Source organism: Bradyrhizobium sp. GW821-FHT13H06 (assembly GCF_058803975.1).
Window position 1 is genome coordinate 178,248 of the sequence record NZ_JBXAPN010000012.1, and the last position, 24,779, is coordinate 203,026.

A 24,779-nucleotide genomic window follows, 5' to 3' on the forward strand; every position below is an offset into this window, starting at 1 on the left:
TTCCTCCCGGAGCGCTAGCATTGTGCCGAACGCAAGAATAGTCGCAGCGCCGCCAAAGTGCGAGCGCGCTTTTGTCACGCGAGCCATGCCACGCGACGCAATATCGCGAGGTCGTTTGAAATGTTGTTTGAATGGGGGGCGGCGCGAGTGGGCTGGAGCGCCGTCAGATCCCCAGGACTCCGTCATTGCGAGCGCAGCGACCTGTCCGCCGAAGCCTTCGGCGAAGGCGGAAGCAATCCAGAATCTTACCGCGGCGGCAGTCTGGATTGCTTCGTCGCAAGAGCTCCTCGCAATGACGAGGAGAGTCCGGTCGGCCTCACGCCGGCATCCGGTGCATCGCGCAGATCTTGTTGCCGTCGAGGTCGCGCAGATAGGCGAGATAGAGCTTGCCGCCAGGGCCCTGACGCACCCCTGGCGGATCCTCGATGGATTTTGCGCCGGCTGCGACACCAGCCGCGTGCCAGGCGTCGACCTGCTCCGGGGAGCTGCAGGCAAAGCCGATCGTGCCGCCATTCGCGCAGGTCGCCGGTTCGCCGTTGATCGGCTTCGAGACCGAGAACACGCCGGTCTTGGTGATGTAGAAGATGCGATGGCCGTCGACCCTGGCCGGCCGGACCTCGAGCGTGCTCAGCAGATTGTCGTAGAACGTCTTGGCTTTGTCGAGGTCGTTGGTGCCGATCATGATGTGCGAGAACATTTGCCCATTCCCTTCTGCGCTTTTGAAATCAGATGCCGTAGGATGGGCAAAGCGCAGCGTGCCCACCACGATAATCGAAAATGCTCATGGCGGGCACGCCGCAAGTGCGGCTTTGCCCACCCAACGAGAGTCAGAACGCCGTATAACCGCCGTCGATCACGAACGTGTCCGCGGTGTGATACGACGACGCCTTGCTCATCAGATACACCGCGATGCCGCCGAAATCCGATGCCTCGCCGAAGCGCCGCATCGGAATCCGCGGCATGACGTTGGCGACGAACTTGTCGTTGGCCATGAGCCCTGCCGTCATGTCACTCTTGATCCAGCCGGGCAGGATCGCGTTGGCGGTGACTCCGTGGCGCGCCAGCTCGACGCCGAGCGCGCGCACCAGCGCGTTGATGGCGGCCTTCGTCGCAGCGTAATGCTCGTTGCGCGCCGTGCCGAAGATCGAGGCGAGGCTCGAAGTCGCCACGAGGCGGCCGAAGGGATCGCCGGCATTGGCGCGCTCGGTCATGTGCTTGGCCGCGGCCTGGAAGGCGTGGAACACGCCGTCGAGATTGGTCGCGAACATCGTGCGCCATTCCTCCTCGGTGCGCTCGATGAAGGAGCGTCGGCCGCCGCCGCCGATGCCGGCATTGGCGAAGCAGCCGTCGACCCGGCCGAAAATGTCGAGCGTCGCCTTCATCGCGGAATTGACCGAGGCCGGGTCGGTGACGTCGCAGACGCGGGTGTCGACCTTGCCGGCAAGGCCGGCCATGCTGGCGGCCGCAGCCTTGTTCTTGTCCGCATTGCGCCCCCAGATCGAGACGTTGCAGCCTTGTGCCGCGAGCGCCTGGGCGATGCCGAGCCCGATGCCGCCATTGCCGCCGGTGATCACGGCGACGCGGCCGGAGAGGTCGAAAAGGTTCATGCGCGTTTCCTGTTCTTGGCAAGACGTCCTGGCATGAGGCAGCATCAGCCGCTGCGCACAAGATTGCTTGCTATGCTGCGATCACCATGGACAAGGTCGCGACAAAAATCAAATATGCGCCCCGGCAGAAGTAATTCCGGTCTGCGAAACTGACGCAGGCCGCAACCGACGAGGAAACCATGCAGTTCAAACACGTCACGCTCGATTTCGATGGCGCGGTCGCGATCCTCAAGCTCGACCATCAGGAGGTGATGAACGCGGTCTCCGTGGACATGCTGGGCGGCCTCGCCGAGGCGCTCGATGCGATCGAGGAGAAGAAGGACGAGGTGCGCTGCGTGGTGCTGACCGGCGCGGGCCGCGCGTTCTGCACCGGTGCGAATCTCCAGGGCCGCAACAACCAGTCGAAGAAGACCAAGGCCGGCCTGACGCTGGAAACCGGCTTCCACCCCTTCCTGCGCCGCATCCGCAATCTGCATTGCCCGATCGTCACCGCGGTCAACGGTCCCGCCGCCGGCGCCGGCATGAGCTTCGCGCTGCTCGGCGACATGATCCTGTGCGCGCGCTCGTCCTATTTCCTGCAAGCCTTCCGTCGCATCGGGCTCGTGCCGGATTGCGGCTCGACCTGGCTCCTGCCGCGGCTCGTCGGCCGGGCGCGCTCGATCGAATTGTCGCTGATGGGCGAGCGGCTGCCGGCGGAGAAGGCGCTGGAATGGGGCCTCGTGAACCGCGTCTACGATGACGGCGTGCTGATGGAAGAGGCGATGAAGCTCGCGCGCGAGCTCGCCAGCGGCCCGACGATCGCTTTGTCGCTGATCCGCAAGCTCTATTGGGACAGCCCGGAAAATTCCTTCGAGGATCAGCTCAATCTCGAGTTCCAGTGCCAGCTCCGTGCCGGCGACACCCAGGATTTTCGCGAGGGCGTCGGCGCGTTTCTCGAGAAGCGTCCCGCGCAGTTCAAGGGCAAATGATCGAGGCCGAACTCTCGCGCAGCGTCAGGCGCTGGTGCCCGGGCGCGACCGGCGTCGCCGGAGCGGCCAAGCTGTCCGGCGGCGCCAGCCAGGAAACCTGGCGCTTCGACATCGTGCATCCCGATGGACCGATCGGCGCGATCCTGCGCCGTTCGCCGAAGGGATATGGCGCGGCGCCGACACGCGCGGCGGGTCTTGCCGCGGAAGCGCAGCTGATGCAGCTCGCCTATGAGGCCGGTGTGCCGTCACCGCGCGTGATGCATGTACTGGCGCCGGAAGACGATCTCGGCACCGGCTTCATCATGCAGCGGGTCGAGGGCGAGACCATCGCGCGCAAGATCCTGCGCGATGACGAATACGCCACGGCGCGGCCGCTTCTGGCGCGGCAGATCGGCGGCATACTTGCTGGCCTGCACAGGCTGCCGCGGAACAAGCTGCCCGAACTGCGGCACATGACGGCGACAAAGGAGATCGGCGAGTTCGAGCGCGACTATCGCAGCCTGGACTGGCCCAAGCCCGTGTTCGAAGTGGCGCTGCGCTGGCTGCGCGACCACGATCCCGGTCCCGCGGCCGAGACCACGCTGGTGCATGGCGATTTCCGCAACGGCAATCTCATCATCGGCGCCGACGGCGTCCGTGCCGTGCTCGACTGGGAGCTCGCCCATCTCGGCGATCCCATGGAGGACCTCGGCTGGGTCTGTGTGAACTCCTGGCGCTTCGGGGAGATCGACAAGCCGGTCGGCGGTTTCGGCACACGCGAGGAGCTGTTCGCCGGCTACGAGGCCGCAGGCCGAAAGGTCGATCCGGTGCGCGTGAAATTCTGGGAAGTGATGGGCACGCTGCGCTGGGGCATCATGTGCGGCGGCATGATGCAGCGATTCCGCGAGGGCCCCGTCCATTCCATGGAGCGGGCCATGATCGGCCGCCGTGCCTCCGAGACCGAGATCGATCTGTTGCGGCTCCTGGCGCCGCGCGGGAGCTGACGCATGCAGGACGAGCCGACACCCATCGAGCTGACCAAGGCGGTCGCCGATTTCCTCCGCAACGACATCACGCCGCTGATCTCGGGCCACCAGGCCTTCAAGCTGCGCGTTGCCATCAACATCCTCGACCTCGTGACGCGGCAGCTGACGCGGGAGGAGGGGAGCGATGCCGCGGAAGTGGAGCGGTTGCGTGCGCTGCTCGGTATGGACGGCTCGGTGAGGGAGCTCAACCGCGCGCTGGCCGAGCGGATCGCGAAAGGCGAGATCGATCTCGCAACGCCAGGCCTCGCCGAGCATCTTTGGGCGACCACGATGGACAAGCTCGCCGTCGATCAGCCGAGCTACGCGTCCTACAAGCGGGAGTTGGAGCGGGGCGGATAGGTCCGCGCTACATGCTGCGCTGTCATCGTCCGGCTTGACCGGACGATCCAGTATTCCAGAGACGCAGCGAGATGCTGAGAGGCCGCGGCGTACTGGATGCCCCGGTCCCGGCTCCGCCAAGGCTCCGCCGAGGCCCGCAGGGTTGCTCGGCACGCCGGAGCTTCAGCGAAGGCGGCAAGCCGGGGCATGAAACCGATGATGTTGAGGCAGTTGCGCTACTCTCTCCGCCGTCATTGCGAGGAGCCCTTGCGACGAAGCAATCCAGACTGTCTCCATGGAGGGATTCTGGATTGCTTCGCTGCGCTCGCAATGACGAGAGAAAGACCGTCCTACTTCCCCACCCATTTCGGCGGCCGCTTCTCCGAGAACGCCTTCGGGCCCTCGATGTAGTCCTGCGAGGCGACCATCGCCTTCACGGCCGGATACTCACGCTGGTCCTCGATCGCCTGCTCCAGCGACACGCCAAGCCCCTTCTGGATCGCCTGCTTCGAGGCCCGGATCGACATCGGCGAATTCTTGGCGATCATCTCGGCCCAGCGCAGCGCGGCCGCGAGCGCCTCGCCCTGCGGCACCACCTCGTTGACGAAGCCGAGCTCCTGGCCTTCCCTGGCGCTGACATGGCGCGCGGTGAGGATCATGCCCATGGCACGCTTGAGCCCGATCTGCCGCGGCAGGCGGTGCAGGCCGCCGGCGAGGGCGGCGAGGCCGACGCGCGGCTCGGGCAGGGCGAAGGTCGCGTTCTCCGACGCAATGATCAGGTCGCACGCCAGCGCGATCTCGAAGCCGCCGCCCATCGCGACGCCATTCACCGCAGCGATGATCGGCTTGTCGCAGTCGAACCGCGAGGTGAGGCCGGCAAAGCCGCCTTTGTCCCAGCCGCGCTTGCCGCCCGCCGCCTGCCACTTCAGGTCGTTGCCGGCGCAGAACGCCTTTTCGCCACTGCCCGTGACGATGGCGATCCACTGCTCGGGGTCGCCAGAGAAATCGTCAAACACCTTCTGAAGTTCAAAATGCGCATCGGTATGCAGCGCGTTGTAGACCTCGGGCCGCGACAGCGTGACGATTGTGATCGGTCCCTTGCGTTCCACCTTGGAAAATTTCAGCTCCATCGCGCGCTCCCGCATTTTCTCGTGAAGGAATATTGGCGGCATACTACCGCGCGCTGGCGGCGGAGCACCATCGAATTGCGCTGGTGCGCCTTGCGCGCGCCACACGCCTCGGCTTGCTTGACTTGCGCGCGCTCTTCTCACCTTAATCGTGCGAAGCATGAGCGCGCCTAGCGCCTTAACGCAAAACGACAAAATCAATCCGGGAGAGAAGCTTTGGATTTCTCATTGCCTGCCGATCTCGTCGCCTATCTCGGAGAGCTCGACCGCTTCATCGAACGCGAGATCAAGCCGCTGGAGGAGGCCGACGACAACATCCGCTTCTTCGACCATCGCCGCGAATGGGCACGCACCGATTTCGAAAATGGCGGCCTGCCGCGCCACGAATGGGAAGCGCTGCTGCGCAAGGCCAAGGATCTCGCCGACGCCGCCGGGCACCTGCGCTTTCCGGTGCCGAAGCAATATGGCGGCAAGGACGGCTCGAACCTCTGGATGGCCGTGATCCGCGAGCATTTTGCTGCAAAGGGTCTCGGCCTGCACAACGACCTCCAGAACGAGCACTCGATCGTCGGCAACTTTCCTGTCGTCACCATGCTTGACCGCTACGGCCGCGACGACCAGAAGGCGATGATCGACGGTTCGATCAGGGGCAAGTACCGCATCACCTTCGGCCTGACCGAGCCGCATCACGGCTCGGACGCCACCCATATGGAGACGCGCGCGGTACCCGCGACCCGCGACAACGTCAAGGGCTGGATCATCAACGGCGAGAAGATGTGGACCACCGGCATGCATGTCGCCACCCACTGCGCGCTGTTCGCGCGAACGTCGGGAAACGACGGCGATGCTCGCGGTATCACCTGCTTCCTGGTTCCCGCGAAGAGCCACGGGGTGAAGGTCGAGGAATACATGTGGACCTTCAACATGCCGACTGATCATCCGCGCGTCAGCTTCACCGACGTGTTCGTGCCGGAGGATGCGCTGTTCGGCGAGGTCGGCCGCGGCCTGTCGCTGGCGCAGTGCTTCGTGCACCAGAACCGCATCCGCCAGGCTGCGAGCTCGCTGGGGGCCGCCGTCTACTGCATCAACGAGAGCGTGAAGTATGCCCGCGAGCGCAAGCCGTTCGGCAGGGCACTGGCCGAGAACCAGGCGATCCAGTTCCCGCTGGTCGAGCTCGCCACCCAGGCCGAGATGTTGCGCCTTCTGATCCGCAAGACCGCCTGGGAGATGGATCAGCTCACCGAGGAACAGATCGAGCGTACGCTCTCCGACCGCGTCTCGATGTGCAACTACTGGGCAAACCGCCTTTGCTGCGAATCCGCCGATCGCGCCATGCAGGTCCACGGTGGCATGGGCTACTCACGCCACAAGCCGTTCGAGCACATCTACCGCCACCACCGGAGATATCGCATCACCGAAGGCAGCGAGGAGATCCAGATGCGGAAAGTGGCGGGGTTCCTGTTCGGCTATATGGGACCGGGGAAGCACTAAGGCTTGCAGCGCTCTCGTAGGGTAGGCAAAGCGCAAGAGTGCCCACGATTTCTGTCGCGATCATGAAAGAATGGTGGGCACGGCGCTTTGCGCCTTTGCACACCCTACGAGATCGCGGATCAATTCACCCGCCGATCCTTCCCCGCCCAATACGGCTCGCGCAATTGCCGGCGCAGGATCTTGCCTGAGGGATTGCGCGGCAGCGCCGGCAGGAATTCCACGCTCTTCGGCGTCTTGTAGCCGGCGATGCGCTCGCGGGTGAAGTTGATGATGTCGGTGGCGGTCGCCTGCTTGCCGGGCTTCATCACCACCACCGCCTTCACCGCCTCGCCCCACTTGTCGTCGGGCACGCCGATCACGGCGGCCTCGGCGACGTCAGGATGATCGCACAGCGCGCTCTCGACCTCGGCCGGGTAGATGTTCTCGCCGCCCGAGATGATCATGTCCTTGATGCGGTCGTGGATGTAGAGATAGCCGTCCTCGTCCATGTAGCCGGCATCGCCGGTGCGCAGCCAGCCGTCGCTGCGCAGCGTCGCAGCGGTCGCTTCAGGCAAATTCCAGTAGCCCGCCATGTTCGAGCCCGAGCGCGTCGCGATCTCGCCGACCTGGCGCGGCGGCAGCGGCTTGCCGTCCACGTCCAGGATGGCGATCTCGACGCCCGGCAGCGCCTTGCCGGCCGAGCGCATCCGCTCGAGCCCCTCGACGTGATCCTCCGGCGGCAGCGCCACGATCGTTCCCGTCGTCTCGGTCATGCCGTACATCTGCACGAAGCCGCATTTGAAGACCTCGATGCACTCCTTCAGCAGCGCCGCGGGAATCGGGGAGGCGCCGTAGAGCATGTATTTCAGTCGCGAGAAATCCACCGTCCTGGCGCGCGGCTGCCGCACCACGAACTGCATCGCCGCCGGCACCATGAACAGTTTCGTAATGCCCGACTGCTCGAAGAAATCCAGAACCTTGGTCGGATCGAATTCGCGCGCGATCACGCCGCGGGCGCCATGATAGAGCCCCATCACGCCCCAGCCGGAGCCGCCGATGTGGAAGATCGGCATCGCGACCAGCGAGACGTCGTCGGTCGACCACCGGTTCCATTCGGGCTTGTCCTCGGCATTGCCTGTCTGCACCAGGTTGAGGAAGTTTGCATGCGACAGCATCGCGCCCTTCGGCTTGCCCGTCGTGCCCGAAGTGTAGAGCTGGATCGCAATGTCTTTCGTGTCGATAGGCATCTTCGGATCATCGCCGCTCTGCGCATCGCGCCAGGCCGCAAAATCCTGCCATTCCGGTGCGCCGCCTTCGGTGGTGATGACGGTGCGCACGCCCGGCAGCCGGTCCCTGATCTGGCGGACCTGTGTGATGAACTCCGGCCCGACGAACAGCACCGGAGCCCTGCAGTCTTCGACGATGAAGGCGACTTCGGGCCCCGCGAGCCGCCAGTTCACCGGCGCCATCACGACGCCGGCCTTCATCGCGCCCATCAGCAGCTCGAAATAGGCATCGCTGTTCTTGCCGAGATAGGCGATACGGTCGCCCTTCTTCACGCCCATCGCGATCAGGGCGTTGGCGACCTTGTTGGTCGTGACGTCGAACTCGGCAAAGCTGGTAGTGCGCCCTTCGAATTCATAGGCGATGGCGTTACCACGGCTCTTCGCGCGCTCGCGCACCATGTCGGCGAGATTCGCCAATGGCTGTGTGGACATGTTTCTCCCGTGACGTCTTGTTCTTATGCCTGGGAGTGTGGCGTCATCCGCGGGTGAAGACAAGACGGGGAGGAGCGCAGTTGTGGCTTCGTGTCCCGGACGCGGCGCAGCACGAAGTGATGCGCCGCCGCCCCGGGGGCACGCGGCAGCGACTAGCCCCGCTTCGCCCGGTCCTTCTCGTTCTGCGCCATGATGCTCTCGCGCGCGGTCTTCCAGTCGTCGTCGCTCCAGTCGCGGAGCTGGTAGAAATTGCCGCCCATGGCGAGCGCTTGTGCGCCGTCCATGGCGATGGTCTCGCCGTTGATCCAGTCGCAGCCGCCGGAGATCAGGAACACCGCGAGGTTCTGCAGTTCCTCCATGGTGCCAACGCGGCCCATCGGGTTCATCGCCTTGGTGCGCGCGCCGGCTTCATCGCCCGGCTTGATGCGCTTGCTCATGCCCTCTGTCGGGATCTCGCCGGGCGCGATGGTGTTGAGGCGGATGCCGTAGCGGCCCCATTCGGTCGCCAGCGACATCGTCATGGCGTGGATCGCCGACTTGCTCATCGCCGACGGCACCACGTAAGGCGAGCCGTTGCGCACCCAGGTCACGGTGATGGAGACGACGTTGCCGGGCTGCTTCAAAGCGATCCAGCGCTTGCCCACGGCATGCGTCACGTAGAACGTGCCGTGCATGACGATGTTGGCGACCGCGTCGAAGCCGCGCGGCGACAGCTCCTCGGTGCGCGAGATGAAATTGCCGGCGGCGTTGTTGATGAGGTCGGTCAGCGGAGCCTCGCGGAAGATGTTCTCCACCATCTCCTCGACCGCGAGCGCGTTGCGGATGTCGACGCCGTGGCTGGTGACGCGGCCGCCATGGCGATCCATCAGCTCGGTCGCGGTCTCGTCGCAGACGATCTTGCGGCGGCCGCAAATGTGCACGTCGGCGCCGAGCTGGAGGAAGCGCGCCGCCATCGACTTGCCGAGACCCGTGCCGCCGCCGGTCACGAGAATGCTCCGGCCGGCGAGAAGATTTTCCTTGAACATGGCTGTTTCCCCCGTAGGGATTGTCAGTTAATTGGTCGATTGACTAAATCCGGCCGCCAGCGTCCTGTAAAGCGGCACTGAACAAGAACAGGGGAGAATTCGTCCATGGAAGAGCGCGTCTCGATCTCGATCTCGGAAGGCGTCGCCGACGTGCGGCTGGTGCGCGCGGACAAGATGAATGCCCTTGATCAGGCGATGTTCGAGGCCCTTGTCGCCGCAACCGAGCGGCTTTCGAAGGAAAAAGGCCTACGCGCTGTCGTGCTGTCGGGCGAAGGCCGCGCCTTCTGCGCCGGCCTCGACATGGGGCGTTTTGCCGCCATGAAGGAGAAGGGCGGCAACGGAATTCCGGGTGGCGAAAATCGTGATCTCACCAAACGCACGCATGGCCAGGCCAACTTTCCGCAGGCCGCCGTGTGGGGCTGGCGCCAACTCCCAGTGCCCGTGATCGCGGCAGTGCATGGCGTCGCCTTCGGCGGTGGCTTTCAGCTCTCGCTCGGTGCCGATATGCGCTTTCTTTCGGCGGACGCGCGGATGTCGATCATGGAGATCAAATGGGGCCTCGTGCCCGACATGGCGGGCACGCCAATCCTGGCCTCGCTCGTGCGCGACGACATTTTGCGCGATCTCACCTACACCGGCCGCATCTTCTCCGCCCAGGAGGCGATGGCCTACGGCCTCGCCACGCGCATCTGCGACGACCCGCGCGCGAGCGCCCTCGAAGCCGCGCGCGAGATCGCCGGCAAGAGCCCCGATGCGATCCGGGCGGCCAAGCGGATGCTCAACAATCTCTCGGTCGATCCGGGCCCGGCGCTGCTCGCCGAATCCGTCGAGCAGCAGAAGCTGATCGGCAGCGCCAACCAAACCGAAGCAGTGCGCGCCAATCTGGAGAAGCGCGCGCCGAGATTCGCGGATTAGCTTTCTGTCATTCCGGGGCGGTCCGCAGGACCGAACCCGGAACCTCGAGATTCCGGGTTCGATGCTGCGCATCGCCCCGGAATGACAACACGACAACAAAGAAAAACAACAATGAGCGAAACGTCAGAGTTCCTCGGCATCGTCTCCGGTGAGCGCCGTCGTGCCCACGCCGAGGTCGCAGACCGTAGCGACCGCATCGCCGCCGGCCTCGCCAAGCTCGGCGTCAAGCCTGGCGATTGCGTCTGCATGCTGATGCGCAACGACATCGCCTTCCTCGAAGCCGCCTACGCCGCGATGCGGCTCGGCGCCTATGGCGTGCCGATCAACTGGCACTTCAAGCCGGAGGAGATCACTTATATCCTCAAGGACTCCGGCACCGCAGTCATGATCGCGCATGCCGACATGCTGCACGGCTTGCGCGACGCGATACCGAAGGGTGTCACCGTGCTCAGCGTGCCGACGCCGCCGGAGATCCTGTCCACCTACAAGATCGATCCCGATCATCTGACGACGCCGGACTTCGCGATCGGTCTCGAATCCTGGCTCGCGCAGCACCGGCCTTATGACGGCCCGGTGGTGCCGCAGCCCATGAATATGATCTACACGTCGGGCACGACGGGCCATCCCAAGGGCGTGCGGCGATATGCGCCGACGCCGGAGCAGGCGGCGGCCGGCGAGCGCATGCGCGCGATGATCTATGGGCTCAAGCCCGGCGCCCGGGCGCTGCTGCCGGGCCCGCTCTATCACTCCGCGCCGAATTCATTCGGCATCCGTGCCGGCAAGCTCGGTGGCGTCTTGGTGCTGATGCCGCGCTTCGAGACGGAGGAATTCCTGCAGGCGATCGAGCGATACAAGATCGACACCATCTTCATGGTGCCGACCATGTTCATCCGCCTGATGAAGCTGCCGGAGGCGGTGCGCAACAAGTACGACGTGTCCTCGCTGCGCCATGTCATCCACGCCGCCGCGCCGTGTCCGGCCGACGTCAAGCGCGCCATGATCGAATGGTGGGGGCCGGTGATTTACGAATTCTACGGCTCGACCGAATCCAGCGCGGTCACCTTCGCGACGTCGGAGGACGCGCTGAAGAAGCCCGGCACCGTCGGCAGGATTTCGCCGGGTGCCGAGCTGCGGTTCATCGCCGAGGACGGCCGCGTGCTTGGCGTCGGCGAGATCGGCGAGATCTATTCCCGCATGGCCGAGATGGCCGACTTCACCTATCACAACAAGCCGGAGAAGCGCGCCGAGATCGACCGCGATGGCTTCATCACCTCCGGCGACGTCGGCTACATCGACGAGGACGGCTACGTCTTCATCTGCGACCGCAAGCGCGACATGGTGATCTCGGGCGGCGTCAACATCTACCCAGCCGAGATTGAATCCGTGCTGCACGCCGTGCCCGGCGTGCATGATTGCGCCGTGTTCGGGATCCCCGACGCTGAGTTCGGCGAAGCGCTGATGGCGGTGGTCGAGCCGCAGGCCGGTATCACGCTCGATGAAGCCGGCGTCCGCGCGCGACTGAAGACCTCGCTCGCCGACTACAAGGTGCCCAAGCACATCGAGATCCGCAGCGGGCTGCCGCGCGAAGATTCCGGCAAGATCTTCAAGCGCCGCCTGCGCGATCCCTATTGGGAGCAGGCCGGACGGAAGATCTGACGGTGCGTAGCCCGGGTGAGCGCAGCGATACCCGGGACGACCAGCAACCACTGTCCCGGATGTCGCTGCGCTCATCCGGGCTACGAGACCGAGGGGCTTTCATGAGCGACATGACAGATGGGGACATCACAAGCGAAGTCCTCTACACGGTCGCCGACCACATCGCGACCATCACGCTGAACGCGCCGGAGCGCATGAACACGATCTCCGGGCCGATGCTGAACGATCTCGCCCGCCTGCTGACCGAGGCCAATGAGGACAGGAATGTCCGCGTCGTGATCCTCACCGGCAAGGGCAGGGCGTTCTGCGCCGGCCTCGACCTGCGCAAGGAGCGCGACGGCAACGGTCTCAGCGCCGCGTCCTCGCCGACCACGATCAATCTCCGCAATACCCCGCCCACGGTCCTGCATGCGATGGACAAGCCCACCATCTGCGCGGTCAACGGCGGCGCCGCCGGTTATGGCATGGACACCGCGCTCGGCTGCGACATCCGCATCATGGCGGAGTCGGCAAAGCTCGCCGCCGCCTTCGTCAAGCGCGGCGTGGTGCCGGAGTCCGGCGGCACCTGGCTGTTGCCGCGCATGCTCGGCTGGGCCAAGGCCTCCGAGCTGATCTTCACGGGCCGTACGCTGAGTGCGCGCGAGTGCCTCGAATGGGGCCTCGCCAACGAGGTCGTGCCGGACGCCGAGCTGATGAGCCGCGCCATGACGATCGCGCGCGAAATCGCCACCAATGCGCCGCTGGCGGTGCAGGCCTCCAAGCGCATGATGCGGATGGGCCTCAACGAAAACTTCTCCGACCACGTCCACCACGTCTATCTGCAGCTCCTGCCGCTGTTCAGGACGGAGGACATGGCCGAGGGCATGAAGGCCTTCATGGAGAAGCGCGAGCCGAAATTCGAGGGGCGGTAGCCGGTTGTCCGTAGCCCCAGAGCAATCGCGTGTGAGAGCGATTTCGCCTGCGGCCATCCTTCGAGACGCCCGCCGTCGGCGGGCCCTCAGGATGAGGATCTGGTGTGCGGCGCCACTTTCAACGGGCGCCAATGCTGCTTAGCCTCATCCTGAGGAGACCGCGAAGCGGTCGTCTCGAAGGACGAGGCGCGCGCTCCGCTCGCGGAAAATGCGATACTCGCTTCATCAGGGCTACGCTGTCTTAGCAGGGACAGATTTCGCACCTATATAGGCGGGGTCATCGACCTGCGGATAGAACCATGGCCCCCGTCTCCATTCTCCTCAACATCCTCTGGATCCTGATCGGCGGCGCCTGGATGGCGTTTGGCTGGCTGGTGGCTGCCATCATCATGGCCATCACCATCATCGGCCTGCCCTGGGCGCGGGCGGCGTTCAACATCGCCGTCTACACGCTGCTGCCGTTCGGCTCGCGGGCGGTGCGCCGCGACGAGGTCACCGGCATGAGCGATATCGGCACCGGCCCGCTCGGGGTGATCGGCAACATCATCTGGTTCGTGCTCGCCGGCTGGTGGCTGGCGCTCGGCCATGTCCTGACCGCGCTGGTCCTCGCGATCACAATCATCGGCATCCCCTTCGCATGGGCCCATCTCAAGCTCGCGGGCATCGCGCTCTGGCCGATCGGCAAGGTGATCGTGCCGGCTTGAGGCGCGCGGACGCGTCAATGTCGGTCGCGGGGTCCGGTGCGCTCCGGCGAAGCTGACTTTGGAGCCTCGCGGCGATCGACGCTCCTGTAGGACTTTCGCATCGCTAGGCTCGCGGCGAATTCTCTCGAAACTCGCGCGGCGTTATGCCCGCCATGCGGCGGAACGCACGGGCAAAGTGAGCCGGGTCGGTGTAACCCGTGGCCAAGGCAACATCGATTATCCTGGCGTCCGTCTTGCGCAGCAAGTCGGCACCTTTCTCGAACCGGACCTGATCGAGCAAGCGAGAGTATGTCAGTCCTGCGCTTGCGAGGCCGCGCTGAAGGCTTCTCACGCTGGTCCCGGCGATCTCGGCTACCTCGGCGATGCCGAGGGGGCCCTCATCCAGGTACGACGGAAGCATCATCTTGAGCGATGTTATGGCATCGGTGCCGATGCGCTGAAACTCGCGCTCCGATGGGCCTGATGCCGCGGGCTTCACCGGATTGGGTAAGCTCAGCAGTGAAATGGGCACATCAATCCATGAAACCTTCTGACCCGACAGGAAACGGGTGTGAGGCCACCGGGATTGGGTCTCGGGACCAGGCGTGTATCGAGCTTCAAAGGCGATGGTCGCCGGCGCCCAATTCGGCCCTGCAAACTGGCGGATGACGTACACCATCATCACGTTCTGCAGCCATTGCGTATGCTCGAGATGCAGAGTTCCAGCAGTTCCGGAGATGCTGTTGCAAACCCTCAAGAGGTCATCATGACGCTCGAGCCAATAGCGGACGAAGTTGTCTTCGATCTGGATAAGCTGACACCATTGCTCCAAGACGGAAAACAGGGTCGGCGCGTGGCGAACCGCAGCTTGAAGTTGGTCACTCATATGACCAAAGTGCATTCGTTGGACGGCTCGAAATCCAAGATCCGTAATCCCCTGCGATGACTGTGCAATCGTTGCGAACTGAAGTGCGGGAATGAGTGGGAAATAGTCATTGGGCTTCTGTTCGGGATGTGCTGGCAGGCCGAACCTGCTCAGCATCCGTTCAGCCGGGGCCCCGACATCGTTCAAAACCTCAACGAAAGGTGCAAGCAGGGCGCAGCGCGCCACGACAATGGCCTTCATGGTCGTGCCCCGGGACGTCACGGCTTTCCGCTGTCCCGGCCTCCCAAGGTGATGCAACCGCGCGCTTTGCTCATGATGCTACTTTAGACTGAGTTCAAGATCAACCTTGCCACGCTGCGCTGCGGCATCATGCCGGTGCTACCCTTCGCAACGGTCGGCGAAGTCGCATTTTGGCGCGCGATGGCCATACGTAACGGCGTCTTCTGCGTAAACATTGGCGAATATGTCGGAAGAGCGGAGGTTTTGCGCCGCATCATGAAGCGAGTCCCCACGCCGTCCCGATACGCTGTCCGAGCGGCCATCGCCGCGTCGCTGCGCCAGGACCGTGCGGTGCTCCCCCAAACGGCGCACCGGCTCGGCATCAGTGCCCGCTCGCTGCAGCGCCGCCTTGCCGAGATGGGCACCACCTACGCTGAGCTCGTCGCGGAGGTTCGGCTCGACACCGCCTGCCATCTGCTCGCGGAATCGGACGAAAACATCGCCGACATCGCTGCGCGTTTGGGTTTCGCAGGTGCCAGCAGCTTCAGCCGCAACTTCGCGCGCTTGATGAAGATCCAACCCAACGTCTATCGGCGACAGCAGTCAAACCGGACGAATGGCGCGAAATGCGGTCCTTTTGCCCGAAAGCCGGCAGGTAAGCGCTTCTCAGGACCTCGAAATGACTAACTCGACCTCGGAATGATTGGCGCGAAATGGCAAGACGCGGCGACATCGAGAGATCATTCTGCACGCTGTGCGAGCGTGCCTTGATTGATCAGTGAACTGGGAAGCGCGTCATGCAGGCATTTGGAATACCTGCCGTCAACCATTGGGTTTCGGCAGGCAACAGCCAACGAAAAAGACGAGCGGCAAACAGGAGTGAACGTCACATGCGGATCGCAGGACTAGATCGGATTATCGCAATACTCGCCCTGGCCATGACGTTTTGTAGCGCCAGTGCGTCGCTCGCCCAGAACGCGGCGGCACCGTCTTCCATGAAGACTATCGGCACGCCAGCAGCCTCAGCCAAACCCGAGATCGTGCCGTCGCTGTTCGTGCTCAACTCCCGTGGCGCCACGTTGCAAGGGGATACACTCACTTTGACCGGCGTGTCGCCCAGCTCCATCATATTTGCCGACCGTCCAGTACGCTCCGCAGGCCACCAGGCGACCGCTGACGTGATCGCGGAGTGGGGATCGGGTGACGACAGTTTCACCAAAAATCCTCCGAACGCGACCGTTTCCGTGCTGGGCAAGGATGGTTCGGTCAAGGACGCCGTCGTGGTCCTCAAGAACCCGAAGCTCGAGGGCGACAAGCTCACCTTCCATGTCCAGACTCTGGAAGGCGATCTTGCCGGCGCCGACGGTGGCGCTGCCCTCTTCATCGATATCATCGGGCGGCCGTTCACGCCGCTGTCGTTCGCCGGCGTTGCCCGGCGTAGCGCATTCCGCGGCGCGATGTATGCAGGCGCCGCATATGGCGCGGCTGCGTACTATCACCCCTACGCGCGGCCGGCATGCGGCTATTACCCGTATCCGCCCTGTTATTGAGACGAGAGAGGAGCGGGTTTTCCCTCAGCCCGGTGAATTGAGCGACCGAGCGCATCGAAAGATTTCAAGTTCTTCATTTCAACGGAGTTCGTATCATGGATGTCACCCGTCGCAACGTAACGATCGGCGGCATGAGCCTGCTCGTTAGTTCCTCGATAAGCACAATGGGCCACGCCGAGCTCGGCGAACTTCTCGGCACCGGCGAGGGACTCGAGGAGTTCGCACTCGCCACCGACGCCTATATCTTCGGCTATCCGCTCGTGACGATGGAGATGACGCGCCGTGTCATCACCAACGTTGCAAAGCCGGTCGGCACGCGCGCGCCGATGGGCCAGATCATCAAGCTGCGCAAGTACCCTGATGCGTCTTTCCGCGACGTGACGGCACCAAATGCAGACACGCTTTACACCAGTGCGTTCTTCGACGTCGGCAAGGAACCGTGGGTGCTCAGCATCCCGGACATGAAGGGCCGTTACGCACTCTTCCCGATGCTGGACGGATGGACGACGGTATTCCAGGTGCCGGGCAAGCGGACGACCGGCACCGGCGCGCAGACCTACGCCATCACGGGCCCCGGATGGAAGGGCACGCTGCCGTCCGGCGTCAAGGAATACAAGTCGCCCACCAGCATCGTGTGGCTGCTCGGCCGCATCTATTGCACCGGCACGTCCGAGGACTACGCCGAGGTGCACAAGCTGCAGGACGAATGCAAGCTGGTCCCGCTGAGCTCCTATGGCAAGCCCTACACACCGCCTGAAGGCAAGGTCGATGCTTCCATCGACATGAAGACTGCTGTTCGTGATCAGGTCAATCGCATGGATGCGACGGCCTATTTCACGTTGCTCTGCAAGCTCATGAAAGACAATCCGCCGGCGGCCGCCGACGCGCGGCAACTCGCCAAGTTCGCGAGGATCGGAATCGTGCCCGGGAAGGATTTCGACGCAAGCAAGCTCAAGGCAGATTTCGTCAAGCGAGTTCCGGAGATCGGATTCGATCGCATCATGCTTCAGTTCAAGATCAACAAGGACATGAAGGACGAGAACGGCTGGGGCTTCACCACCAAGACCGGCATCTACGGTACCGACTATCTGATGCGCGCGCTGGTGACCGCCATCGGGCTCGGCGCCAACCGGCCGCAGGACGCCGTATATCCGACCTCGCTGAAAGACGCTGAGGGCCGCAAATACAACGGTGCCAACAAATACGTGCTGCGATTTGCCAAGGGGCAGCTGCCGCCGGCGCTCGGGTTCTGGTCGCTGACGATGTACGATGCGAACTATTTCTTCGTGAACAATCCACTCGACCGCTACTCGATCAGCGCGCGACAGAATTTGAAATCGAATCCTGACGGCTCCACCGAACTCTACATCCAGAAGGACTCGCCGGGGAAGGACAAGGAATCCAACTGGCTTCCCGCACCGTCAGGCGATTTTGTCCTGATGATGCGGCTGTATTGGCCGAACGAGAGGAACCCCTCGATCATCAATGGATCTTGGAAGATTCCGCCGGTCAAGCAGATCACGTGAGCCGAAGGCATACGACAGCACAAACTTTCAAATACCTCGGCTGGTCCCGCCTGCGGCTTTGACCTCATTCGCTCCGCCATCGAGGCCCAGCGCTTTGGCGCTGGCGTCGGTCGAACAAAAGAACAATGGTAACAAAGGAGAGCTCCCATGTTGACGAAACGCGATCTGCTTCGCTCCGCTGCGCTGACTGCGCTCGCCGTCACGACGGCCAAGTCCACCCCGGCAATCGCGCAGAACAAAGCCGATTGGCCCGGGCTGTTTGAGGCCAAGGACTTCGCCGAGGCAGGTTTCATCTATGGCCTGCCAATCGTGATGAACTATGCAGTCATGTACGAGTACGCGGTCGATCGCAATTCGGGGCAGTTCAAGGCGCCGTTCAATCAGATCAAGAACGAGCCCAACGTCTACACCTACAAGGATACGGCAATCGTCACGCCGAACAGCGACACGCCCTATTCCTTCGTGTGGCTGGATTTGCGGGCGGAGCCGGTGGTACTCTCGGTGCCGGCAATCGACCCGAAGCGCTACTACTCGGTCATGCTCTGCGACGGCAATACCTACAATTACGGGTATATCGGCACCCGAGCCACGGGGAGCGAGGCAGGCGACTACATGGTGGTCGGGCCCGGCTGGAAGGGCGATACCCCGGCGGGGATCAGACGGGTGTTTCGTTCGAGCACACAGTTATCCCTCGCGGGCTATCGCACCCAGCTTTTCGGCCCGGATGATCTCGACAACGTCAAGAAGGTGCAAGCTGGCTACAAGGTGCAGATGCTCTCGGCTTATCTGAAACAGACGCCGCCGCCGGCCGCGCCAGCCATCGACTTCCCCAAGATCGACAAGGAACTCGTGAAGACCAACTTCTTCGATTATCTCGACTTCGCGCTACAATTCGCGCCGGCACAGGATAATGAGAAGGAGATACGCTCCAAGCTGGCACGCATCGGGGTCGGGCCGGGCAAGATCCTCAACTTCAAGGACCTGCCACTGGAGCACAAGCTGGAGCTTGGCCTCGGAATGAAGGAGGGCCAGCGGAAGGTCGACGAGGCCGTCGCATCTGCCGGCAAGGCGATCAATGGCTGGCGCGTTAGCGGCCTTCCAGGCGATAGCGCCCACTACAATGGCGACTGGTTGAAGCGAGCCGTCGCCGCTCAGGCCGGCATTTACGGCAATGACCCGGCGGAAGCGACCTATCCGTTCACGCGCGTTGACAGCGACGGCCGGACGCTCGACGGCAGCAAGCACAATTACACACTGACCTTCCCGGCGGGACAACTACCACCGGTGAACTCCTTCTGGTCGGTGACGATGTATGACGGCAAGAGCCAACTCCTGGTCAAGAACCCGATCAGCCGCTACCTCATCAACTCGCCGATGTTGCCCGGCATGAAGAAGAATGAGGATGGCTCGCTCACTCTGTACATCCAGAAGGAGAGCCCCGGCGCGGACAAGGAAGCAAACTGGCTGCCTGCGCCCAATGACACGATCTATCTTGTCATGCGCTTGTACTGGCCGAAGAGCGAAGCACCTTCGATCCTGCCGGCCGGCGAAGGGAGCTGGCAGCCGCCTGGCATCAAGCGGGTTTGACAGTCGTCTGAATGCAGATCGATTCGGCAAATGGTCCGGGCAGATCGTATGCCGCATACCATTGGCGAGGACCGTGACCACCCGTTGCAGTTCAGCGACGGCCATTTTGGGTTCAGATACAATGAGTGTCGGGGGCAGAGAATGACGCGATCCAAGCAAGAATCTCGGGTTTGGTTCATCCGCACGAGTCTCGGCGCAGCCATGGTGCTGCTCGGCTGCGTGCCCGAAGCGGCATATGCCGATGAGGGTGGGGTTTCGTACTGGCTTCCCGGCCGGTTCGGCAGCCTCGCGGCGGCCCCGGCGGTGCCGGGCTGGTCGATGGCGGCGGTGTATTATCACACGACCGTATCCGCATCCGGGGCCACAGCCGCGGCGAAGGAAATCCAGATCGGCAGGTTTCCCGCGACGGTGAACAGCAGCCTCAATCTGCATCTCAATGCGCAGGGCGATCTCGTTCTGCTCAATCCCACCTACACCTTCGCAACGCCGGTGCTCGGAGGACAATTGGCCATTGGCGTAACCGGCCTGTTCGGGCGCTCGAGCGCCGACCTGAGCGGGACGCTGACCACGGCACTCGGACCGCTCGTGATAACGCGCAACGGCACCATTGCCGACTCCATCACATCGGTCGGCGACCTCTATCCGCAGGCGACATTGAAGTGGAACGCCGGCGTCCACAATTTCATGACCTATGTGACCGGGGACATTCCGGTCGGCGCCTATTCGCCAATCCGGCTTGCCAATCTCGGTATCGGCCATGCTGCTATCGACGGCGGCGGCGGCTACACCTACTTCAATCCGCAGACCGGCCACGAGTTTTCGGCTGTCGCGGGACTTACCTACAATTTCAAGAACCACGACACACAATATCAGAATGGCATCGACTTCCACTTCGACTGGGGCGCCTCCCAGTTTCTCTCTAAGCAGCTTTTTGTCGGACTGGTGGGGTACGGCTATCAGCAGATCACCGACGACTTTGGACAACACCCGATCCTCGGTGGTTTCCGGTCACGGGTCGTTGGCGTAGGTCCGCAGGTCGGATACCTGTTTCCGGTTGAAGACATGCAAGGCTATCTCAACCTGAAGGCATATGGCGAATTCGCGGCGGAGAACCGGCCGGCAGGATGGAACGCGTGGTTGACGTTCTCGATCTCGCCGATGGCTCCTGCCGGCACCGTAGCGCCGACCCGACGGATGCTGACGAAATAGGCCGTGGTCGCACACAATCCCACGCGTTGCCCGGTCGGGCAAAGCACGCCACATGCAGGTCAAGGGGCCAGAACCGTCCTCAGATTTCGCAACTGGTCAGATTCAATGCCTTGCGCAAGCCACCAAACGCCTTGAGCCGACAGGGCTCGGTATTGTTGGCGGCCTTTGAACGCTGGACATTGGCAGTTCGCTTGATAGCGGCTGCCTTCGGTTTTGGCTTGGGACGTTCAGCGGTCGCGATCTTCTTCGAATGGTGCCGATGACGGGTGATCGTTTCCGGCTCGTGCGAACCGAGATGGATGTCTTCCGGCGGAGCAACGGGCGGTTCGACCAAAGCAGCCTGTGTCGGCATCTCGCTGCTCACAGCGACGACGTCAAGGCGATCGGCCTTCGCCAATGCGTCATGTGCAGACTTGCCTGCGTTTTGCTCGATCGCGACCGCGCGACGCGGTGGAGCTCTCAGCTCCATTGCTGAGAGCATTCCTACACTCAACAGGATGAGGAGGCCCAACAACGCCATTCTCAGCATAATGCGCCTCTAACCTAGGTTAGTGCCGCTGAAAATTCTCCGCTGCAATAAGGCAACTTGTCGGCGGCTGCCGCCTCACGACGAATCATTTGCGCGACAGGGTTAACGTCGGCGATGCTCCTGCACGTGCCGAAAATGCCGCCGCTCACCAGCCTGTAGGATGGGTAGAGCGTAAGCGAAACCCATCAAGCTCCGCCGATGACGCGATGTGATGGGTTTCGCAAGGGCTCAACCCATCCTACGCGCCGAGCCCCTCAATCGCTCGCGGTGCCCGGAGGCAAAACACGCCGCGGTCACAGCGTCTCGTTTCGGCCACGGGGGCGAGCACGCGTAGCCTCCGTTGATCAGGGACGGACGCCCGCGGACGGCAAAAGCGTGTGGTCCTGACGCCCGGGGTCTGTGCGTCAGGGCTTGCGGTGGTGAAGCGGCCCGACCGGGCGCGCGCAACGATCATCCGCAAGGCGACGGGGGCAATAGTGCATCGCTCCCCGGGGAGAGCACGCCATAAGCCGTAAAACCATTGCGCAGGGAAGGCCGGGATGTCCCGGCATCACCTGTGGTCACCCCGCGTGCGTTTTCCGCGTGCGGACCCTGGGTGCCAGCCGGCGCCCGGCCTTCCTTCGGCCTTCCCTGCGCCCTTCATCTCGATGAGGGCGAAACGGACAGCAAAGCTCGGGCGAAACCGGCCGCGAGACCGCGAGACTATGTCCATTGGTGAGATTGCAGCAATCTCTCGTGCCCCGGACGCAGCGCAGCGCGCCGCGTCTTCGCGGCGTGATGCGCTGCAGAGCCGGGGCCCATGTTGCGGCAATGTGCTCTGTGGCTTCTGGGTCCCGGCTCGGCGCAGCAACGCTTGCGGCGTTGCTGCTTGTCCGGGACACGCGATCATCACCCCAGTCCTGCCGCGCCGCCACCAAGTTCATCTTGCACTGCGGCGGAAAAATATCGCACACTCGCCGTTGCCGGGCATCCAAGCGAGCTCGAACCAAGGAGCGAGCCATGTCCCTCCAGACCGTACCATCCGACAGCACTGAACCTCGCCCCAACCGCCCTGAGGACGTCCAGGCGCTTGAGGCCGACGCGCGCATGCGGGACGACATTCGCCTGCTCGGGCGCATCCTCGGCGACACCGTGCGCGACCAGGAGGGCGCCGACGTGTTCGACCTGGTCGAGCGCATCCGGCAGACCTCGATCCGGTTCCACCGCGACGAGGACCGGCTCGCCCGCCGTGAGCTCGAGCAGATCCTCGACAGCATGTCGACCTCCGAGACGGTGCGGATCGTCCGTGCCTTCAGCTATTTCTCGCACCTTGCCAACATTGCCGAGGACCAGAACAACATTCGCCAGATGCGCGCGCGCGCTGCTAAAAGCAGCGGCTCCGGCGTGCTGGCGGACACGCTGGCCCATGCCAAGGCGGCGGGCGTTGGTCCCGATCAGCTCCGCAACTTCTTCAAGACCGCGCTGGTCAGCCCGGTGCTGACCGCGCATCCGACCGAAGTCCGACGCAAGAGCACCATGGACCGCGAGATGGAGGTCGCCGGCCTGCTCGATCGCCGCGAGCGGGTCGCGTTGACCGCAGAGGAGGCGGCCGCCAGCGACGAGCAGCTTCGCCGCGAGGTGCTGACGCTGTGGCAGACCAATCTCTTGCGCCGGACCAAGCTGACCGTGCTCGACGAGGTCGCCAACGGCCTGTCCTTCTACGACTACACCTTCCTGCGCGAGGTGCCGCGGCTCGTAAACGCGCTCGAAGACCGGCTGGAGGAGGACGGCGCACAGGCTGCCGGCGAGCTCGCCTCGTTCCTGCGCATGGGCAGCTGGATCGGCGGCGACCGTGACGGCAACCCCTTCGTCACCGCCGACGTCATGCGCGGCACGCTGCGGCTGCAGTCGAGCCGGGTGATGCAGTTCTATCTGAACGAGCTGCACGTGCTCGGCTCCGAGCTGTCGATCGCGGCTCATCTCGCCGATGTCTCCGAGGAACTGCGCAACCTGGCGGAGCGCTCGCCGGACACCTCGCCGCACCGGAGCGGCGAGCCTTATCGCCTCGCGGTGTCCGGCATCTATGCCCGGCTCGCCGCAACGGCCGAAATGCTGGAGGTCGAGATCACACGCCGGCCGGTCGGCAAAGCGGCGCCTTACGCCAGCGTCAAGGAGCTGCAGGCCGACCTCGACGTGCTGCACCGCTCGCTGATCTCCAACAACGCCCGCGTCATCGCCCGCGGCCGGCTGCGGCTGCTGCGACGCGCGGTGGACTGCTTCGGCTTCCATCTCGCCCGGCTCGACATCCGCCAGAACTCGGCCGTGCACGAACGCACGATCGCCGAGCTGATGGACGCCGCCAATCCCGGCATGTCCTATCTCGCGCTCGGCGAGGACGCGCGCATCTCGCTGCTCACCAACGAATTGCGCTCGACGCGCGCGCTGGTCTCGCCCTTCGTCAAATACAGCGACGAGACCATGGGTGAGCTCAACCTCTTCCATGCCGCCGCGGAAGCGCATGCGAAGTTCGGCTCGGACGCCATTCCCCAATGCATCATCTCGATGTGCAAGGGCATGTCGGACATGCTGGAAGTGGCCGTGCTGCTCAAGGAGGTCGGCCTCGTCCATCCCTCCGGCCGCAGCGCCGTGAACATCGTGCCGCTGTTCGAGACCATCGAGGATCTGCAGGCCTCATCCGGCATCATGGATCGCATGCTGTCGCTGCACGACTACCGCCGGCTGGTCGACAGCCGCGGCAGCGTGCAGGAGGTCATGCTCGGCTATTCCGACTCGAACAAGGACGGCGGCTTCGTCACCTCGGGCTGGGAGCTCTACAAGGCCGAGATCGGCCTCGTCGAGGTGTTCGAGCGCCACCACGTGCGGCTGCGCCTGTTCCACGGCCGCGGCGGCTCGGTCGGCCGCGGCGGCGGTCCGAGCTATGACGCCATCATCGCGCAGCCCGGCGGCGCCGTGAACGGCCAGATCCGCATCACCGAGCAGGGCGAGATCATCTCGTCGAAATATTCCAATGCCGAGGTCGGCCGCAACAATCTGGAGATCCTCGCCGCGGCGACGCTGGAAGCAAGCCTCCTGCATCCGCGCCAGAGCGCACCGCGCCGCGAATATCTGGTCGCGATGGACGAGCTTTCCAATCTGGCGTTCAAGGCCTATCGCGGCCTGGTCTACGAAACGGAAGGCTTCGTCGATTATTTCTGGGCTTCCACCGTCATCAACGAGATCGCGACGCTCAACATCGGCAGCCGCCCCGCCTCGCGCAAGAAGACCCGCGCCATCGAGGACCTTCGCGCCATCCCCTGGGTGTTCTCCTGGGCGCAATGCCGTCTGATGCTGCCGGGCTGGTACGGCTTCGGCAGCGCGGTCGAGCAATGGATCGCCGAGCATCCCGACAAGGGCATGCCGTTCCTGAAGGAGCTCTATCAGGAATGGCCGTTCTTCCGCATGCTGCTGTCGAACATGGACATGGTGCTGGCGAAAAGCTCGATCGCGATCGCCTCTCGCTATGCCGAGCTCGTGCCCGACGAAGCCTTGCGCGAGAAGATCTTCGGCCGTATCCGCCGCGAATGGCATTCCTGCATCGAGACGCTGCTCGACATCATGGGCCAGGACCGGCTGCTCCAGGGCAATCCGCTGCTGGAGCGCTCCGTGCGCCACCGCTTCCCCTATCTCGACCCGCTCAACCACGTGCAGGTCGAGCTCCTCAAGGAGCACCGCGCGCAGAACCCGGACGAGCAGGTGCTGCGCGGCATTCAGCTGACTATCAACGGCATCTCGGCGGGATTGCGGAATACGGGCTAACCCATCCGTCGTTCCGGGGCGATGCGAAGCATCGAACCCGGAACCTCGAGATTCC

Annotated in this window: 21 protein-coding genes; 14 read left to right on the top strand and 7 right to left on the bottom strand. The window is 63.7% G+C overall.

What is annotated here, in order from left to right; translation table 11 throughout:
* Nucleotides 1–316: 316 nt before the first annotated feature.
* Both AC1RQP_RS34835 and AC1RQP_RS34840 read right to left on the bottom strand, forming a co-directional pair.
* Entirely contained in the window at nucleotides 317–697 is a 381-nt protein-coding gene (locus tag AC1RQP_RS34835) for a VOC family protein (protein ID WP_492941743.1), read from the bottom strand.
* A gap of 130 nt (nucleotides 698–827) precedes the next feature.
* Nucleotides 828–1,607 carry an SDR family NAD(P)-dependent oxidoreductase gene (locus tag AC1RQP_RS34840; RefSeq protein WP_492941745.1) on the bottom strand — a complete coding sequence of 260 codons (780 nt, stop codon included), beginning with the start codon at nucleotides 1,605–1,607 and terminating at the stop codon, nucleotides 828–830.
* A 179-nt stretch (nucleotides 1,608–1,786) separates the two neighbouring features.
* On the opposite strand from AC1RQP_RS34840, the gene AC1RQP_RS34845 reads away from it, so the two are divergent.
* The 3 genes from AC1RQP_RS34845 to AC1RQP_RS34855 are packed head-to-tail and all read left to right on the top strand — an operon-like array spanning nucleotide 1,787 to nucleotide 3,939.
* Entirely contained in the window at nucleotides 1,787–2,575 is a 789-nt protein-coding gene (locus tag AC1RQP_RS34845) for an enoyl-CoA hydratase/isomerase (RefSeq protein ID WP_239622271.1), read from the top strand.
* Complete coding sequence (locus AC1RQP_RS34850) at nucleotides 2,572–3,558, top strand: phosphotransferase family protein (protein ID WP_492941748.1); 987 nt, start codon at nucleotides 2,572–2,574, stop codon at nucleotides 3,556–3,558. The genes AC1RQP_RS34845 and AC1RQP_RS34850 overlap by 4 nt, the downstream gene beginning before the upstream one ends.
* 3 nt (nucleotides 3,559–3,561) lie before the next feature.
* Nucleotides 3,562–3,939: a DUF6285 domain-containing protein gene (locus AC1RQP_RS34855; RefSeq protein WP_239622273.1), complete on the top strand. Its 378-nt coding sequence runs from the start codon at nucleotides 3,562–3,564 to the stop codon at nucleotides 3,937–3,939.
* Between the two features lie 329 nt (nucleotides 3,940–4,268).
* Here AC1RQP_RS34855 and AC1RQP_RS34860 read toward each other — a convergent pair whose 3' ends face one another.
* Nucleotides 4,269–5,048: an enoyl-CoA hydratase-related protein gene (locus tag AC1RQP_RS34860; protein ID WP_492941750.1), complete on the bottom strand. Its 780-nt coding sequence runs from the start codon at nucleotides 5,046–5,048 to the stop codon at nucleotides 4,269–4,271.
* A gap of 213 nt (nucleotides 5,049–5,261) precedes the next feature.
* Between AC1RQP_RS34860 and AC1RQP_RS34865 the strand changes: the two genes are divergently transcribed.
* Nucleotides 5,262–6,536 carry an acyl-CoA dehydrogenase family protein gene (locus AC1RQP_RS34865; protein ID WP_448042299.1) on the top strand — a complete coding sequence of 425 codons (1,275 nt, stop codon included), beginning with the start codon at nucleotides 5,262–5,264 and terminating at the stop codon, nucleotides 6,534–6,536.
* Between the two features lie 119 nt (nucleotides 6,537–6,655).
* On the opposite strand, the gene AC1RQP_RS34870 is transcribed toward AC1RQP_RS34865, so the two are convergent.
* Nucleotides 6,656–8,233, bottom strand: a complete 1,578-nt coding sequence (locus AC1RQP_RS34870) for a fatty acid--CoA ligase (protein ID WP_492941753.1) — start codon at nucleotides 8,231–8,233, stop codon at nucleotides 6,656–6,658.
* Nucleotides 8,234–8,385: 152 nt separating this feature from the next.
* On the bottom strand, nucleotides 8,386–9,258 hold the full coding sequence (locus tag AC1RQP_RS34875; RefSeq protein WP_370114691.1) for an SDR family oxidoreductase: 873 nt from the start codon (nucleotides 9,256–9,258) through the stop codon (nucleotides 8,386–8,388).
* 105 nt (nucleotides 9,259–9,363) lie between these two features.
* Here AC1RQP_RS34875 and AC1RQP_RS34880 point away from each other — a divergent pair, with 105 nt between their 5' ends.
* The 4 genes from AC1RQP_RS34880 to AC1RQP_RS34895 all read left to right on the top strand — a co-directional run bounded on the left by AC1RQP_RS34880 (nucleotide 9,364) and on the right by AC1RQP_RS34895 (nucleotide 13,444).
* Nucleotides 9,364–10,173 carry a crotonase/enoyl-CoA hydratase family protein gene (locus AC1RQP_RS34880; RefSeq protein ID WP_492941755.1) on the top strand — a complete coding sequence of 270 codons (810 nt, stop codon included), beginning with the start codon at nucleotides 9,364–9,366 and terminating at the stop codon, nucleotides 10,171–10,173.
* A gap of 111 nt (nucleotides 10,174–10,284) precedes the next feature.
* Complete coding sequence (locus AC1RQP_RS34885) at nucleotides 10,285–11,829, top strand: acyl-CoA synthetase (protein WP_492941757.1); 1,545 nt, start codon at nucleotides 10,285–10,287, stop codon at nucleotides 11,827–11,829.
* Nucleotides 11,830–11,930: 101 nt separating this feature from the next.
* A complete protein-coding gene (locus tag AC1RQP_RS34890; protein ID WP_492941759.1) occupies nucleotides 11,931–12,740 on the top strand; it encodes an enoyl-CoA hydratase/isomerase family protein in 810 nt (269 codons plus the stop codon).
* 299 nt (nucleotides 12,741–13,039) lie between these two features.
* On the top strand, nucleotides 13,040–13,444 hold the full coding sequence (locus AC1RQP_RS34895; protein WP_239622281.1) for a YccF domain-containing protein: 405 nt from the start codon (nucleotides 13,040–13,042) through the stop codon (nucleotides 13,442–13,444).
* 103 nt (nucleotides 13,445–13,547) lie between these two features.
* Here AC1RQP_RS34895 and AC1RQP_RS34900 read toward each other — a convergent pair whose 3' ends face one another.
* Nucleotides 13,548–14,549 (bottom strand): helix-turn-helix transcriptional regulator, encoded by a 1,002-nt coding sequence (locus tag AC1RQP_RS34900; RefSeq protein ID WP_239622282.1) that lies wholly within the window; start codon nucleotides 14,547–14,549, stop codon nucleotides 13,548–13,550.
* A gap of 129 nt (nucleotides 14,550–14,678) precedes the next feature.
* Between AC1RQP_RS34900 and AC1RQP_RS34905 the strand changes: the two genes are divergently transcribed.
* From AC1RQP_RS34905 to AC1RQP_RS34925, 5 genes are all read left to right on the top strand, one after another.
* Complete coding sequence (locus AC1RQP_RS34905) at nucleotides 14,679–15,215, top strand: helix-turn-helix domain-containing protein (RefSeq protein ID WP_239622283.1); 537 nt, start codon at nucleotides 14,679–14,681, stop codon at nucleotides 15,213–15,215.
* A gap of 203 nt (nucleotides 15,216–15,418) precedes the next feature.
* Nucleotides 15,419–16,078, top strand: coding sequence for a hypothetical protein (locus AC1RQP_RS34910; RefSeq protein WP_492941762.1), 660 nt, complete (start codon nucleotides 15,419–15,421; stop codon nucleotides 16,076–16,078).
* A gap of 95 nt (nucleotides 16,079–16,173) precedes the next feature.
* Entirely contained in the window at nucleotides 16,174–17,604 is a 1,431-nt protein-coding gene (locus AC1RQP_RS34915; RefSeq protein WP_492941764.1) for a DUF1254 domain-containing protein, read from the top strand.
* A 147-nt stretch (nucleotides 17,605–17,751) separates the two neighbouring features.
* Nucleotides 17,752–19,191: a DUF1254 domain-containing protein gene (locus AC1RQP_RS34920; protein ID WP_492941766.1), complete on the top strand. Its 1,440-nt coding sequence runs from the start codon at nucleotides 17,752–17,754 to the stop codon at nucleotides 19,189–19,191.
* A 201-nt stretch (nucleotides 19,192–19,392) separates the two neighbouring features.
* Nucleotides 19,393–20,400, top strand: coding sequence for a SphA family protein (locus tag AC1RQP_RS34925; protein ID WP_492941768.1), 1,008 nt, complete (start codon nucleotides 19,393–19,395; stop codon nucleotides 20,398–20,400).
* Between the two features lie 79 nt (nucleotides 20,401–20,479).
* Here the strand turns inward: AC1RQP_RS34925 and AC1RQP_RS34930 are convergent, their stop codons facing one another.
* Nucleotides 20,480–20,929 carry a hypothetical protein gene (locus AC1RQP_RS34930; protein ID WP_492941769.1) on the bottom strand — a complete coding sequence of 150 codons (450 nt, stop codon included), beginning with the start codon at nucleotides 20,927–20,929 and terminating at the stop codon, nucleotides 20,480–20,482.
* A gap of 999 nt (nucleotides 20,930–21,928) precedes the next feature.
* On the opposite strand from AC1RQP_RS34930, the gene ppc reads away from it, so the two are divergent.
* Nucleotides 21,929–24,724 carry a phosphoenolpyruvate carboxylase gene (gene ppc, locus AC1RQP_RS34935; RefSeq protein WP_239622287.1) on the top strand — a complete coding sequence of 932 codons (2,796 nt, stop codon included), beginning with the start codon at nucleotides 21,929–21,931 and terminating at the stop codon, nucleotides 24,722–24,724.
* The last annotated feature ends 55 nt before the right edge of the window (nucleotides 24,725–24,779 follow it).